Genomic DNA, 11618 nt, shown 5'->3' with positions numbered 1-11618 from the left:
ATCATCTTGAAGTTTGGACAGGGCGGGGGTAATCCCCGCCCTCGTCTTACTGCCCTAAACAGCTTTACGACCAGAAACAGGGAACCTATGGACCGGGCATGTCGTCCGCTCTACGTTCCGAAGGAAGAACAGATGCAAGGTCAAACCATTCGCATCCGGCTCAAGGCCTTCGACTTCCGCGTGCTGGATGCCAGCACCCAGGAAATCGTCAATACGGCCAAGCGCACGGGCGCCACGGTTCGCGGTCCCATCCCGCTCCCCAACAAGATCGAAAAGTTCACGGTTCTCCGTGGTCCGCACATCGACAAGAAGTCGCGCGACCAGTGGGAAATCCGGACGCACAAGCGTCTTCTGGACATCGTTGACCCGACCCCCCAGACCGTGGACGCGCTGATGAAGCTCGACCTCGCCGCTGGCGTGGATGTCGAGATCAAAGTGTAAGGGAGCAAACAGATGCGCTCGGGCACGATTGCAAAGAAGCTGGGCATGACCCGGCTGTTCCTGGAAAACGGCACGCAGGTTCCTGTGACCGTTCTTCAACTCGATTCGCTCCAGGTCGTGGCACAACGCACCGTCGAGAAGGATGGCTACACCGCCGTCCAGCTGGGCGCGGGCACGGCCAAGGCCAAGAACACCACCGCCGCGCAGCGCGGTCACTTCGCCAAGGCGAATGTGGCGCCGAAGCGCAAGGTCGCCGAATTCCGCGTGACCCCGGATTGCCTGATCGAAGTGGGCGCGGAAATCACCGCTGACCACTATCTGACCGGCCAGTTCGTGGATATCGCCGGGACTTCGTCGGGTAAGGGTTTCGCCGGTGCCATGAAGCGGCACAACTTCGGCGGCCTGCGCGCCTCGCACGGTGTGTCGGTTTCGCACCGTTCGCACGGTTCGACCGGCCAGTGCCAGGACCCCGGCAAGGTGTTCAAGGGCAAGAAGATGGCGGGCCACATGGGCGCCGTCCGTTCGACCACGCAGAACCTGCAAGTGGTCCGCACGGATGCCGAACGTGGTCTCCTGATGATCAAGGGCGCTGTCCCCGGCCATGCCGGCGGCTGGGTCACGATCAAGGACGCCGTGAAGAAGGCTGCTCCGGAAGGTCTGCCGATCCCGGCTGCCGTCCGCGCTGTTGGGGGTGAAGCATGAAACTCGATGTGATCACTCTGGATGGCGGCAAGGCTGGCTCGATCGAGCTGAATGAAGCCCTGTTCGGCCTCGAGCCCCGTGCAGACATCCTGCACCGCGTGGTCCGTTGGCAGCGCGCCAAGGCGCAAGCCGGCACCCACTCGACGCTGGGCAAGTCGGACGTCTCCTATTCGACCAAGAAGATCTATCGCCAGAAGGGCACCGGCGGCGCTCGCCACGGTTCCAAGAAGGCTCCGATCTTCCGTCACGGTGGCGTCTACAAGGGCCCGACGCCCCGCAGCCACGCCCATGACCTGCCCAAGCAATTCCGCGCTTTGGGCCTGCGTCATGCGCTGTCGGCCAAGGCCAAGGCCGGTGAGCTGGTGATCCTGGACTCGGCGACTTTGGCCGAAGCCAAGACCGCGATCCTCGCCAAGCAGGTGTCGGAGCTGGGTTGGAAGCGCGTCCTGGTCATCGACGGTGGTGCGATCGAGGCGAACTTCGCCCTCGCCGCGCGCAACCTCGAAGGCATCGACGCTCTGCCCGCGATCGGCGCCAATGTGTATGATATCCTGAAGCGTGACACCCTGGTGATCACCAAGGCAGGTATCGAAGCTTTGGAGGCTCGTCTGAAATGAGCGCGAAACCCGAACACTACGACCTGATCAAGAAGCCGATCATCACCGAGAAGGCCACCATGGCCTCCGAGAATGGTGCCGTCGTCTTCAAAGTCGCGATGGACGCCACCAAGCCCAAGATCAAGGAAGCCGTCGAGGCTGTCTTTGGGGTGAAGGTGAAGGCCGTCAACACGACGATCACCAAGGGCAAGACCAAGCGTTTCCGCGGCCGCCCCGGCGAGCGCAGCGACGTGAAGAAAGCCTATGTGACGCTGGAAAGCGGCCACACGATCGACGTGACGACCGGCCTCTGAGACCTGGTCTGACCGGAACAGAGGGCCCCTGCCGCGAGGTGGGGGCCTTTTGCTTTTCAAAGTCTTGCCACAGTCGCGGTTTATCCGGCGAGGTACCAGGAAGGATGGATTGAATGGATTTGGACACCGAAAGGCTTAGCCTTGCTCAGCAACTCGATGTCGTGGCCAAGCTTCGCACCGAGGAGTTGCTGCCTACGGCCCATAGTTATAATTGGGACTATTTCCCTGCCGAGGTCCTTGGGGCAATCATCGACCGGGCGGATTGCTCGCTTCTTACGGCCTTGTCGGTGTTCTATCTGGCTGAACCTCAGTTCTATGTGCGGCCAGAGCGGCAGACATCCGCTATCTACCAGATGCTCAAGCGTATCCACGACCGTGTGAACTCGGGTGGCTATCGGCACGATCCCCAGGATCACAGACGGGATTGGAGCTTTATTCCGGGGGGGCTCATGCGTGGTGACAACGCAGCACCCTGCTTTGGGTTCTGGCAGTTGGACCCGGGAATCGTCCTGCCGGCACTCAAGGTGCCGACCGAGACAATTGAAGAGCGTCGCGCCAAGCACCGCGCCCACGTCGAGAAGGAAGCCCAACAGATCGCTGCTGGCCTGCGCAGCAATGAAAGGGTCCGTCGGTCGACAGAGTTATTGCTGCCGTTGATGCCAGACGACATTCAGGCCCGCGTGGCCGAGCTGATGGCCGCCCCGGCAAGAGCCTCTGGCAAAGGGCCGATGTCATTCCTGGCAAGCATTCTGAAGATCGGGCGGTGACGCGGCCTTGCGCTCAGTCGTCAAAGGTCGGAAAGGTCGAAATCCCTAGCTTCCGCCCCTTGACCTTCCCCCCTCCCTCCCCTAAACGACCCCATCGCCTGCGCCCCGGGATTCGTTCCGGGGCTTGGCGTTTTACGTTGGGAGCTTCGGCGCCCTATGAAACCGGAGAGCTTCGGCGCTCCTTTTGGGTCGCAAGACCCCACAACGACGGAAGACAGAAAGCATGGCACTCAAGTCGTATAAACCGACGACGCCTGGCCAGCGTGGGCTGGTTCTGATCGACCGTTCGGACCTCTTCAAGGGGCGCCCGATCAAGGCGCTGACCGAGGGTCTGACCGGTACGGGTGGACGGAACAACACGGGTCGCATCACGATGTGGCACAAGGGGGGCGGTCACAAGCGCCTCTATCGCGTGGTTGATTTCCGCCGCACCAAGTTCGATATCGCCGCCACGGTCGAGCGTATCGAGTACGACCCCAACCGCACGGCCTTCATCGCCCTGGTGAAGTATGCCGATGGCGAGCTGGCCTATATCCTCGCTCCGCAGCGTCTGGCTGTTGGTGATCAAGTGATCGCCGGCGCCAAGGTCGACGTGAAGCCCGGCAACGCGATGCCCTTCTCGGGCATGCCGATCGGTGCGATCGTCCACAATGTGGAACTGAAGCCCGGCAAGGGCGGTCAGCTGGCCCGCGCCGCTGGCACCTATGCACAATTCGTCGGCCGCGACGGTGGCTATGCCCAGATCCGCCTCTCCTCGGGCGAACTGCGCATGGTCCGTCAGGAATGCATGGCCACCATCGGTGCCGTGTCAAACCCCGACAACTCGAACCAGAACTTCGGTAAAGCCGGTCGTTCGCGCTGGATGGGCATCCGCCCGACGGTCCGCGGCGTGGCCATGAACCCGATCGACCACCCGCATGGTGGTGGTGAAGGCCGGACCTCTGGTGGCCGCCACCCGGTTACCCCCTGGGGCAAGGGCACCAAGGGCAACAAGACCCGCAAACCGAAGCAGTCGGACAAGCTTATCGTCCGCTCGCGTCACGCCAAGAAGAAAGGGCGCTAATCCATGGCACGTTCCCTCTGGAAAGGCCCGTTCGTCGACGGCTACCTTCTGACGAAGGCCGAGAAAGCCAAAGCCTCGGGCAAGAGCGAAGTGATCAAGATCTGGTCGCGTCGTTCCACCATCCTGCCGCAGTTCGTTGGTCTGACCTTCGGCGTCTACAACGGCAAGAAGCACATCCCGGTCAACGTGACCGAGGACATGATCGGTCAGAAGTTCGGCGAATACTCGCCGACCCGGACCTACTACGGCCACGCCGCCGACAAGAAAGCGAAGAGGAAATAAGCCATGGGTAAGGAAAAAGCTCCGCGCCGCGTGGCGGACAACGAGGCTATGGCCGTTCTGCGCATGCTGCGCGGGTCGGAGCAGAAGCTGAACCTCGTCGCCGGTCTGATCCGCGGCAAGAAGGTGGACAAGGCCTTGGCCGACCTCACCTTCTCGAAGCGCCGTGTCGCCAATGACGTGAAGAAGTGCCTTCAGTCGGCGATCGCCAATGCCGAAAACAACCACAACCTGGACGTCGACGCGCTTGTCGTCGCCGAGGCCTGGGTCGGCAAGAACCTCGTCATGAAGCGTGGCCGTCCGCGCGCTCGTGGTCGCTTCGGCAAGATCATGAAGCCGTTCTCGGAAATTACCATCAAGCTGCGCCAAGTCGGGGAGACTGCGTAATGGGTCAGAAAGTCAACCCGATTGGGATGCGTCTGCAGGTCAACCGCACCTGGGACAGCCGCTGGTTCGCCGAGTCGAAGGACTATGGCAACCTGCTGCTCGAAGACCTCAAGATGCGCGACTTCGTGCACACCGAGTGCAAGGCGGCCGGCATCTCCAAGGTGATCATCGAGCGTCCGCACAAGAAGTGCCGCGTCACGATCCACACCGCGCGTCCGGGCGTGATCATCGGCAAAAAAGGCGCCGATATCGAAACCCTGCGCAAGAAGCTGGCGGTTTTCACCAAGTCGGAACTCCACCTGAACATCGTCGAAATCCGCAAGCCCGAGTTGGACGCTCAGCTGGTGGCCGAGTCGATCGCTCAGCAGATGGAGCGCCGCGTGTCCTTCCGTCGCGCCATGAAGCGCGGCGTGCAGAACGCGATGCGCATCGGCGCCCTGGGGATCCGGGTCAATGTCGGTGGTCGTCTGGGTGGTGCGGAAATCGCGCGGACCGAATGGTACCGCGAGGGCCGCGTGCCGCTGCACACGCTGCGCGCCGACATCGACTATGCGCTGTCCGAAGCCAAGACCCCCTACGGGATCATTGGTGTGAAGGTCTGGATCTTCAAGGGCGAAATCCTTGAGCATGATCCCCAGGCCCATGACCGTCGTCTGGCTGAACAAGCCGATGGCCCCGCGCCGCGCGCTCCGCGCCGCGAACGCGCATAAGGGAGAGAAGAGATGCTGCAACCCAAGCGCACCAAGTTCCGCAAGATGCACAAGGGCCGCATCCATGGCGAAGCCAAGGGTGGGTTCCTGCTGAACTTCGGTTCCTTCGGCCTCAAGGCCACCGAGCCCGAGCGCGTCACGGCGCGGCAGATCGAAGCGGCTCGCCGCGCGATCACCCGCTACATGAAGCGTCAGGGCCGTGTCTGGATCCGGATTTTCCCGGACGTCCCGGTCTCGGCCAAGCCGATCGAAGTCCGGATGGGCTCCGGCAAGGGCTCGACCGACTACTGGGCGGCCAAGGTGAAGCCCGGCCGGATCATGTTCGAGATCGACGGCGTGTCGGAAGCCATCGCCCGCGAGGCCCTGCGCCTCGGCGCGATGAAGCTGCCGGTGACCTCGCGGATCATCACCAAGGAAGACTGGTAAGCCTCGCTTGCCATGTTACGGAAAGGGCCGGGGGAAACCTCGGCCCTTTTGCTTGTGGAGGACGGCGATGTTGCGGGTTATGGTATTCATCCTGGCGGCAGGTCCGGCCTTTGCCGGGGCCTTGGATCTTGACGGGACCTGGCACGTCGCGGAGGTGCTTGCACCTGGCGTTTCCGTCGGCGAGTCTGATCTGTCGATCCGCCTTCAAGGGAAAGAGGTGACACTCTCGGGCGCGCGACTTCAACTTCCGGGCGGGCTCTTCTGCGACATGGCCCCTGCGCAACCGGTGAACCTGCGGGACGATGCGGAGAGCTTTGGTTCTGCGGGAGGGAGTTGGGCCTCCGTGGGGCTGGTCGCGGGGCAGGGTGTCTACGCGGTCGAAATGTCGGCGCTCGATTGCGGCGGGGAGGGGCCTTTGGAGCTTCTGGTTCAGACGGGGAGCAGAGCGGTGTTGCTGGACCTCGGCGACGGGCTTTACGCTAGGTTGATGCGACCGGAAAGCTGAACAGCCGACGCTTGCGTGAGGCAGGCCCTTGTGGGAAACGGAGGCGGGCGACTTTGCCCGTTGATCCCGGGGTACACTCCATGGCCGAAATCTCGTCGCTGTTTGTCACCCGTCTTTACCGCGCCAAGCTGAACGAGTTGGCCAAGACAAAGGTCGATTACAAGGAGCTGCGCCAGACCTGCGAGGCCATGGCGGAGGATGACGAGGCGGGGCAGGAGTGGTGCGAGGAGAATGGCTATCCGGGCTATACCTCTTATGCCTCGTTGAATGACCTTCCCTGGCGGGCGCCGATCTTTGCCGATCTGCAAAAGGCCTTGGACAAGCATGTCGCGGCTTTCGTCGAGGACCTGGGGTTTGATCTTCAGGGCAAGAAGCTGAAATGCGACAGCTTCTGGATCAACATCCTGCCGGAGGGGGGGATGCATGCCTCCCATATCCATCCGCATTCGGTGATCTCGGGGACGACCTATATGGCGATGCCGGAGGGGGCCTCGGCGCTGAAGCTGGAGGACCCGCGCCACGCGATGATGATGCATGCGCCCCTTCGGAAGAAGGATGCGGCGCAGAAGTTGCAGCCCTTTGTTTATGTGAAGCCGGAGGTGGGGGAGGTTCTTCTCTGGGAGAGCTGGCTGCGGCATGAGGTGCCGATGAACATGTCCGAGGAAGAGCGGATCTCGGTCAGCTTCAACTATGGCTGGGCGTGATTGCACGCGTGCAAGAACCGCCAAGCCATTGATCTCGGCGGAGTCTTTGTCTCTTGTTAACCTTTTGTTAGGGCCGTTCTACCGGATTTCGTAGATATAGGTGCCGCAGAGGCTGGGGTCTTCGATGTTCTCGGGCGGGGTCTCGCCCGAGAAGACGGCGATTTGCAGCGCGGCGCCGATCTGGGCCTCGTCCACCGGGGTGAAGACGATGAAGCTCGCCTCCTCCGCGCCGCAGAGCGTGTTGCCGTTTTCCAGCTCGCCCGGGTCCTCTTCGACCTCGAGCACGGCACCGGCCCAGACCTCTCCGTCGCTGGGCTTCCAGGCCGAGGAGCGCTGCTCGACAAAGCTGGTATCGAGGCTGGCGCCATTCGCGAAGTCGAGCGTCCAGACCCAATCCTCGGCCGAAAGATCGAAATCGCCCGTCACGCCTTCGGCCGTGGTCGATGAGGCGGCATAATGCGCCTCCATCAGCCAGGAGAGATCGACCTCCTGGGCCAGGGCGGGCAGGGGGGAGAGGGTCATGAGGCAGGTGAGGACAAGGCGCAAGGCGGGCTCCGGGTTAGGTCGGAGGGGATTATGCGGGAGAAGATTGGCGAAATGGTTGACGGGGGAGGGGGGCGGTGAGACCGTCGCTACAATGAGGTGCGGATGAACATTGCCGAGGAAGAGCGGATCTCGGTGAGCGTAAATTATGATTTGGGGTGAGGGGCGCTTGTGGCAGTGAATGCAGGGAACACGGAAGAGCCTGACCAGCTACAACGCCTCTTCGAAGACGACCTGCGGAGTCTCGTCGAACTCACCTTCACAAACGGGCCGGTTCAAGAACGACATATCCGTCAAGCGTCGGTAATCGTGCGGCGTTGGTTGTGCGATAACGAGTTGAGTAACCTAACGCGCCGCCTTGGGGTGAGCGTCACCTTTCCGGTCCAAGACGACGGTCATCTATTCGAAAAGGCGAAGAACGACGCAAGTATAGACTATTACCTATCAGTGGGGGTCAAATTTGATGGCCGCCCAATGATGCAACTATATGCATCTCGTATCGACACACCGCCGACTTGGGCAGCAGAGATGGCGACAGTTGGGGTCAAAATGGTTCGGCTTGGATACGCGATGAAGCGACCGTCGCTCTTTTTCGAAGGCGTAGTATTTCCTTTGGATGAGGTGGTCCGGTTTGCCTGCAATAAGCACGGCGGTGCGCACCACGACACATCGAGAAACCAAAGGGAAGAGGTGCTGGAAAGGGCCTCGCGTCACCTTACCTTCGGACCTCCAGCTGAGACGCTGCCCGCAGGGCGCAAAGGCGCAACCCATCTTGCGCTGGAGAGAAGTGGCACAGAGGTTCTGAACGGCACGTCTTTGGTCGTGATGGTTGCAGCAACCATGCTGATCAATATTCATTTCGATGGTCAGCCACTGTGCGAAATCCGGCCTGTGAAGCAGTCGCCCCTGCTTGCCAGAGCAAAGCGGCGGCTTCAGTCCGTGTTCACATTTGGACGCTGGAGATGATGCCATGGCACTCACGAGCGAGAAGCACTGAATCCAACTTCCCCCTTGCCCCACAGCCCCAACCCCCCTATACGGGCGCATCTGCGGTTCCGGGGCGACTCGGAATCGTCGGTATTATATTCATCCACCAGGCAAACGGTGACCCTCGGGGCCGTCTGGTGACAGAGAAAGAGGACGACATGGACGCTAAAGAGCTGCGCTCCAAGACCCCTGATCAGCTGCGCGAGCAGCTGGTGGCGTTGAAGAAAGAAGCCTTCAACCTGCGCTTTCAGGCCGCGACCAACCAACTCGAAAATACCGCACGCATCAACAAGGTCCGCAAGGACGTTGCCCGCGTGAAAACCGTGCTGGTCGAAATGGCCACCGCGGCTGCGAACTGAGGAGAGACAGATGCCCAAGCGTATCCTTTCAGGTGTCGTCACCTCGGACAAGAACGAACAGACCGTCACGGTTCTGGTCGAACGCCGCTTCAAGCACCCCGTGCTGCAGAAGACGATCCGCAAATCCAAGAAGTACCGCGCTCATGACCCCTTGAACACGTTCAAGGAAGGCGACGTGGTCCGCATCGAGGAATGCGCGCCGATTTCGAAGTCGAAGCGTTGGATTGTGATCACCGACGTCGCCCAGGCGACGGCGTGAACCGCAACTGAACGAAACCCTGGGGCCTGAAGGGTCCCCAAAGGTCGGAGACAACCAATGATCCAGATGCAGACCAACCTGGATGTTGCTGACAACTCGGGCGCTCGCCGAGTTCAGTGCATCAAGGTTCTGGGCGGTTCGCACCGCCGCTATGCATCCGTGGGCGACATCATCGTGGTGTCGGTCAAGGAAGCAATTCCCAAAGGCAAGGTGAAGAAGGGGGACGTCCGCAAGGCCGTCGTCGTCCGCACCGCCAAGGAAGTCCGCCGTGAAGACGGCACCGCGATCCGTTTCGATCGGAACGCCGCCGTCATCCTGAACAACCAGGGCGAACCGGTCGGCACCCGTATCTTCGGGCCGGTCGTGCGCGAGCTGCGCGCGAAGAACTTCATGAAGATCATCTCTCTCGCGCCGGAGGTGCTGTAATGGCTGCGAAACTCCGCAAGGGCGACAAGGTCGTCGTGCTCACCGGCAAGGACAAGGGCAAGCAGGGCGAGATCTCGTCCGTGTCGCCCAAGGACGGCAAGGCCATCGTCGACGGCTTGAACATGGCGATCCGCCACACCAAGCAATCGGCCAACAGCCAGGGCGGCCGCATCGCCAAGGCGATGCCGATCGACCTGTCCAACCTCGCCATCGTTGACGCCAATGGCAAAGCGACCCGCGTCGGCTTCCGCATGGAAGGCGAAGTGAAGGTCCGTTACGCCAAGACCACCGGGGAGGCGATCTGATGCTGGACGCTGCCACCTATACGCCGCGCCTGAAGGCCGAATACCTGGCCACGATCCGCGCCGCGATGAAGACCGAGTTCGGTTACACGAACGACATGCAGATCCCCCGTCTGGACAAGATCGTCCTGAACATGGGCGTCGGCGAAGCGGTCAAGGACACCAAGAAGGTCAAGCAAGCTGCTGACGACCTGACGCTGATCGCGGGCCAAAAGGCCGTGATCACCAAGGCCAAGAACTCGATCGCGGGCTTCCGCGTTCGTGAAGGGATGCCGCTGGGCACCAAGGTTACCCTGCGTGGCGACCGGATGTATGAATTCCTCGATCGCCTGATCACGATCGCACTGCCCCGCGTCCGCGACTTCCGCGGCGTCAAGGGCACGGCGTTCGACGGTCGTGGCAACTACGCGATGGGCTTGAAAGAGCATATCGTGTTCCCGGAAATCAACTTCGACAAAGTCGACGAAGTTCTGGGCATGGACATCATCATCTGCACCAACGCCAAGACGGATGCGGAAGCGAAGGCGCTGTTGAAGCACTTCAAGATGCCCTTCACGTCGTAACGCGAGGAAACCAAGAATGGCCAAAAAATCCATGGTGAACCGCGAAGTGAAGCGCGCCAAGCTCGTGCAGCAGCACGCAGCCAAGCGCGCCGCGCTGAAAGCGGTGATCGCCGACCAGACCAAGCCGATGGAAGAGCGCTTCAAGGCAACGCACAAGCTTGCCCAGATGCCCCGCAACTCTTCCGCGACGCGTATGCACAACCGGTGCCAACTGACCGGCCGTCCGCACGCGTTCTACCGCAAGCTCAAGCTCAGCCGCATCATGCTGCGTGACCTGGCCTCCTTCGGCCAGATCCCCGGCATGGTGAAGTCGAGCTGGTAAGGAGTATCGCAAGATGATGAACGATCCTCTCGGCGATATGCTGACCCGCATCCGCAACGCCCAAATGCGCGGCAAGTCCACCGTCTCGACCCCGGCTTCCAAGCTGCGGGCCTGGGTCTTGGACGTGCTGGTCGCGGAAGGCTATATCCGCGGCTATGAAAAGGCCGAGACCGCCAACGGCCAGGGCGAACTGACCATCAGCCTGAAGTACTACGAAGGCACCCCGGTCATTCGCGAACTGAAGCGCGTGTCGAAGCCCGGCCGTCGCGTCTACAACTCCATCAAGGACATCGCCCAGGTGCGCAATGGTCTTGGTATCGCCATCGTCTCGACCCCCAAGGGCGTGATGACCGATGCCAATGCCCGTGCGGCCAATGTTGGCGGCGAAGTCCTCTGCACCGTGTTCTGAGGAGGGCAAGATGTCTCGTATCGGCAAAAAGCCCGTCGCCCTGGTCAAGGGTGTCACCGCCTCGGTCTCGGGTCAGACCATCGAAGTCAAGGGGCCGAAAGGCACCCGCTCCTTCACCGCTGGGGACGATGTCACCATCACGGTCGAAGGCGAAGCGGTCAAGGTCACCCCGCGTGGCCTGTCCAAGCGCGCTCGGTCGCAGTGGGGCATGTCCCGCTCGATGATCCAGAACCTCGTGACCGGTGTCACCACCGGCTTCAAGAAGGAACTGGAAATCCAGGGCGTGGGTTATCGCGCCGCGATGAAGGGCAAAGACGTCCAGCTCTCGCTGGGCTTCAGCCATGAAGTCGTGTTTGAGGTTCCCGCTGGCGTGACGGTTTCGTCGCCCAAGCAGACCGAACTTGTGGTGGAAGGCATCGATCAACAAGCCGTTGGTCAGGTCGCCGCGAACATCCGCGAATGGCGCAAGCCCGAGCCCTACAAGGGCAAAGGCATCCGCTATAAGGGCGAGTTCATCTTCCGCAAGGAAGGCAAGAAGAAGTAAAGGGCGAGAG

22 protein-coding genes are annotated in these 11618 nt (G+C 61.4%); 21 read left to right on the top strand and 1 reads right to left on the bottom strand.

Features of this window, described 5'->3' with window-relative positions; genetic code table 11:
- Positions 1–132: 132 nt before the first annotated feature.
- The 12 genes from rpsJ to GV832_RS17035 all read left to right on the top strand — a co-directional run bounded on the left by rpsJ (position 133) and on the right by GV832_RS17035 (position 6894).
- Entirely contained in the window at positions 133–441 is a 309-nt protein-coding gene (gene rpsJ, locus GV832_RS17090; protein WP_168776097.1) for a 30S ribosomal protein S10, read from the top strand.
- Between the two features lie 12 nt (positions 442–453).
- Positions 454–1143, top strand: coding sequence for a 50S ribosomal protein L3 (rplC, locus tag GV832_RS17085; protein ID WP_168776096.1), 690 nt, complete (start codon positions 454–456; stop codon positions 1141–1143).
- Positions 1140–1760, top strand: a complete 621-nt coding sequence (rplD, locus tag GV832_RS17080) for a 50S ribosomal protein L4 (RefSeq protein ID WP_168776095.1) — start codon at positions 1140–1142, stop codon at positions 1758–1760. The genes rplC and rplD overlap by 4 nt, the downstream gene beginning before the upstream one ends.
- Positions 1757–2053: a 50S ribosomal protein L23 gene (locus GV832_RS17075; protein WP_168776094.1), complete on the top strand. Its 297-nt coding sequence runs from the start codon at positions 1757–1759 to the stop codon at positions 2051–2053. Before rplD ends, GV832_RS17075 begins: the two co-directional genes overlap by 4 nt.
- Positions 2054–2166: 113 nt before the next feature.
- A complete protein-coding gene (locus tag GV832_RS17070) occupies positions 2167–2820 on the top strand; it encodes a DUF4274 domain-containing protein (protein WP_168776093.1) in 654 nt (217 codons plus the stop codon).
- Positions 2821–3043: 223 nt separating this feature from the next.
- Positions 3044–3883 (top strand): 50S ribosomal protein L2, encoded by an 840-nt coding sequence (gene rplB, locus GV832_RS17065; protein WP_168776092.1) that lies wholly within the window; start codon positions 3044–3046, stop codon positions 3881–3883.
- A 3-nt stretch (positions 3884–3886) separates the two neighbouring features.
- Entirely contained in the window at positions 3887–4165 is a 279-nt protein-coding gene (gene rpsS / locus GV832_RS17060) for a 30S ribosomal protein S19 (protein ID WP_168776091.1), read from the top strand.
- A 3-nt stretch (positions 4166–4168) separates the two neighbouring features.
- Entirely contained in the window at positions 4169–4549 is a 381-nt protein-coding gene (rplV, locus tag GV832_RS17055) for a 50S ribosomal protein L22 (RefSeq protein ID WP_168776090.1), read from the top strand.
- Positions 4549–5259 carry a 30S ribosomal protein S3 gene (gene rpsC, locus GV832_RS17050; protein WP_168776089.1) on the top strand — a complete coding sequence of 237 codons (711 nt, stop codon included), beginning with the start codon at positions 4549–4551 and terminating at the stop codon, positions 5257–5259. Before rplV ends, rpsC begins: the two co-directional genes overlap by 1 nt.
- Positions 5260–5271: 12 nt before the next feature.
- The gene (gene rplP / locus GV832_RS17045) at positions 5272–5685 is read left to right on the top strand and encodes a 50S ribosomal protein L16 (protein WP_168776088.1); all 414 of its coding nucleotides are present in this window, start codon (positions 5272–5274) and stop codon (positions 5683–5685) included.
- A gap of 67 nt (positions 5686–5752) precedes the next feature.
- Positions 5753–6190, top strand: a complete 438-nt coding sequence (locus GV832_RS17040; protein ID WP_168776087.1) for a hypothetical protein — start codon at positions 5753–5755, stop codon at positions 6188–6190.
- Positions 6191–6270: 80 nt separating this feature from the next.
- Entirely contained in the window at positions 6271–6894 is a 624-nt protein-coding gene (locus GV832_RS17035) for a TIGR02466 family protein (protein WP_168776086.1), read from the top strand.
- 78 nt (positions 6895–6972) lie between these two features.
- On the opposite strand, the gene GV832_RS17030 is transcribed toward GV832_RS17035, so the two are convergent.
- Positions 6973–7416: a hypothetical protein gene (locus tag GV832_RS17030; RefSeq protein WP_168776085.1), complete on the bottom strand. Its 444-nt coding sequence runs from the start codon at positions 7414–7416 to the stop codon at positions 6973–6975.
- 192 nt (positions 7417–7608) lie between these two features.
- On the opposite strand from GV832_RS17030, the gene GV832_RS17025 reads away from it, so the two are divergent.
- The 9 genes from GV832_RS17025 (at position 7609) to rplF (ending at position 11608) form a co-directional block, all read left to right on the top strand.
- Positions 7609–8403: a hypothetical protein gene (locus GV832_RS17025; RefSeq protein ID WP_168776084.1), complete on the top strand. Its 795-nt coding sequence runs from the start codon at positions 7609–7611 to the stop codon at positions 8401–8403.
- Between the two features lie 179 nt (positions 8404–8582).
- A complete protein-coding gene (gene rpmC / locus GV832_RS17020; protein ID WP_168776083.1) occupies positions 8583–8783 on the top strand; it encodes a 50S ribosomal protein L29 in 201 nt (66 codons plus the stop codon).
- Positions 8784–8793: 10 nt separating this feature from the next.
- Positions 8794–9042 carry a 30S ribosomal protein S17 gene (gene rpsQ / locus GV832_RS17015; protein ID WP_168776082.1) on the top strand — a complete coding sequence of 83 codons (249 nt, stop codon included), beginning with the start codon at positions 8794–8796 and terminating at the stop codon, positions 9040–9042.
- A gap of 57 nt (positions 9043–9099) precedes the next feature.
- Positions 9100–9468: a 50S ribosomal protein L14 gene (gene rplN / locus GV832_RS17010; RefSeq protein WP_168776081.1), complete on the top strand. Its 369-nt coding sequence runs from the start codon at positions 9100–9102 to the stop codon at positions 9466–9468.
- On the top strand, positions 9468–9773 hold the full coding sequence (gene rplX, locus GV832_RS17005) for a 50S ribosomal protein L24 (RefSeq protein WP_168776080.1): 306 nt from the start codon (positions 9468–9470) through the stop codon (positions 9771–9773). Before rplN ends, rplX begins: the two co-directional genes overlap by 1 nt.
- Positions 9773–10333, top strand: coding sequence for a 50S ribosomal protein L5 (rplE, locus tag GV832_RS17000; RefSeq protein WP_168776079.1), 561 nt, complete (start codon positions 9773–9775; stop codon positions 10331–10333). Before rplX ends, rplE begins: the two co-directional genes overlap by 1 nt.
- Positions 10334–10349: 16 nt before the next feature.
- Complete coding sequence (gene rpsN, locus GV832_RS16995; RefSeq protein WP_168776078.1) at positions 10350–10655, top strand: 30S ribosomal protein S14; 306 nt, start codon at positions 10350–10352, stop codon at positions 10653–10655.
- A gap of 16 nt (positions 10656–10671) precedes the next feature.
- Positions 10672–11064: a 30S ribosomal protein S8 gene (gene rpsH / locus GV832_RS16990; RefSeq protein ID WP_168776121.1), complete on the top strand. Its 393-nt coding sequence runs from the start codon at positions 10672–10674 to the stop codon at positions 11062–11064.
- 10 nt (positions 11065–11074) lie between these two features.
- On the top strand, positions 11075–11608 hold the full coding sequence (rplF, locus tag GV832_RS16985; RefSeq protein ID WP_168776077.1) for a 50S ribosomal protein L6: 534 nt from the start codon (positions 11075–11077) through the stop codon (positions 11606–11608).
- The last annotated feature ends 10 nt before the right edge of the window (positions 11609–11618 follow it).

Origin of the sequence: Stagnihabitans tardus, from assembly GCF_009925085.1 — a bacterium.
In the GTDB taxonomy this organism is placed as follows: domain Bacteria; phylum Pseudomonadota; class Alphaproteobacteria; order Rhodobacterales; family Rhodobacteraceae; genus Stagnihabitans; species Stagnihabitans tardus.
This window is presented reverse-complemented; position numbering and strand designations above follow the sequence as displayed.

What these genes read in the sequence shown, in the direction of transcription:
- rpsJ (WP_168776097.1), top strand. Translation starts at nt 133, where the DNA reads ATGCAAGGTCAAACCATTCGCATCCGGCTCAAGGCCTTCGACTTCCGC.
- rplC (WP_168776096.1), top strand. Translation starts at nt 454, where the DNA reads ATGCGCTCGGGCACGATTGCAAAGAAGCTGGGCATGACCCGGCTGTTC.
- rplD (WP_168776095.1), top strand. Translation starts at nt 1,140, where the DNA reads ATGAAACTCGATGTGATCACTCTGGATGGCGGCAAGGCTGGCTCGATC.
- GV832_RS17075 (WP_168776094.1), top strand. Translation starts at nt 1,757, where the DNA reads ATGAGCGCGAAACCCGAACACTACGACCTGATCAAGAAGCCGATCATC.
- GV832_RS17070 (WP_168776093.1), top strand. Translation starts at nt 2,167, where the DNA reads ATGGATTTGGACACCGAAAGGCTTAGCCTTGCTCAGCAACTCGATGTC.
- rplB (WP_168776092.1), top strand. Translation starts at nt 3,044, where the DNA reads ATGGCACTCAAGTCGTATAAACCGACGACGCCTGGCCAGCGTGGGCTG.
- rpsS (WP_168776091.1), top strand. Translation starts at nt 3,887, where the DNA reads ATGGCACGTTCCCTCTGGAAAGGCCCGTTCGTCGACGGCTACCTTCTG.
- rplV (WP_168776090.1), top strand. Translation starts at nt 4,169, where the DNA reads ATGGGTAAGGAAAAAGCTCCGCGCCGCGTGGCGGACAACGAGGCTATG.
- rpsC (WP_168776089.1), top strand. Translation starts at nt 4,549, where the DNA reads ATGGGTCAGAAAGTCAACCCGATTGGGATGCGTCTGCAGGTCAACCGC.
- rplP (WP_168776088.1), top strand. Translation starts at nt 5,272, where the DNA reads ATGCTGCAACCCAAGCGCACCAAGTTCCGCAAGATGCACAAGGGCCGC.
- GV832_RS17040 (WP_168776087.1), top strand. Translation starts at nt 5,753, where the DNA reads ATGTTGCGGGTTATGGTATTCATCCTGGCGGCAGGTCCGGCCTTTGCC.
- GV832_RS17035 (WP_168776086.1), top strand. Translation starts at nt 6,271, where the DNA reads ATGGCCGAAATCTCGTCGCTGTTTGTCACCCGTCTTTACCGCGCCAAG.
- GV832_RS17030 (WP_168776085.1), bottom strand. Translation starts at nt 7,416, where the DNA reads ATGACCCTCTCCCCCCTGCCCGCCCTGGCCCAGGAGGTCGATCTCTCC.
- rpmC (WP_168776083.1), top strand. Translation starts at nt 8,583, where the DNA reads ATGGACGCTAAAGAGCTGCGCTCCAAGACCCCTGATCAGCTGCGCGAG.
- rpsQ (WP_168776082.1), top strand. Translation starts at nt 8,794, where the DNA reads ATGCCCAAGCGTATCCTTTCAGGTGTCGTCACCTCGGACAAGAACGAA.
- rplN (WP_168776081.1), top strand. Translation starts at nt 9,100, where the DNA reads ATGATCCAGATGCAGACCAACCTGGATGTTGCTGACAACTCGGGCGCT.
- rplX (WP_168776080.1), top strand. Translation starts at nt 9,468, where the DNA reads ATGGCTGCGAAACTCCGCAAGGGCGACAAGGTCGTCGTGCTCACCGGC.
- rplE (WP_168776079.1), top strand. Translation starts at nt 9,773, where the DNA reads ATGCTGGACGCTGCCACCTATACGCCGCGCCTGAAGGCCGAATACCTG.
- rpsN (WP_168776078.1), top strand. Translation starts at nt 10,350, where the DNA reads ATGGCCAAAAAATCCATGGTGAACCGCGAAGTGAAGCGCGCCAAGCTC.
- rpsH (WP_168776121.1), top strand. Translation starts at nt 10,672, where the DNA reads ATGAACGATCCTCTCGGCGATATGCTGACCCGCATCCGCAACGCCCAA.
- rplF (WP_168776077.1), top strand. Translation starts at nt 11,075, where the DNA reads ATGTCTCGTATCGGCAAAAAGCCCGTCGCCCTGGTCAAGGGTGTCACC.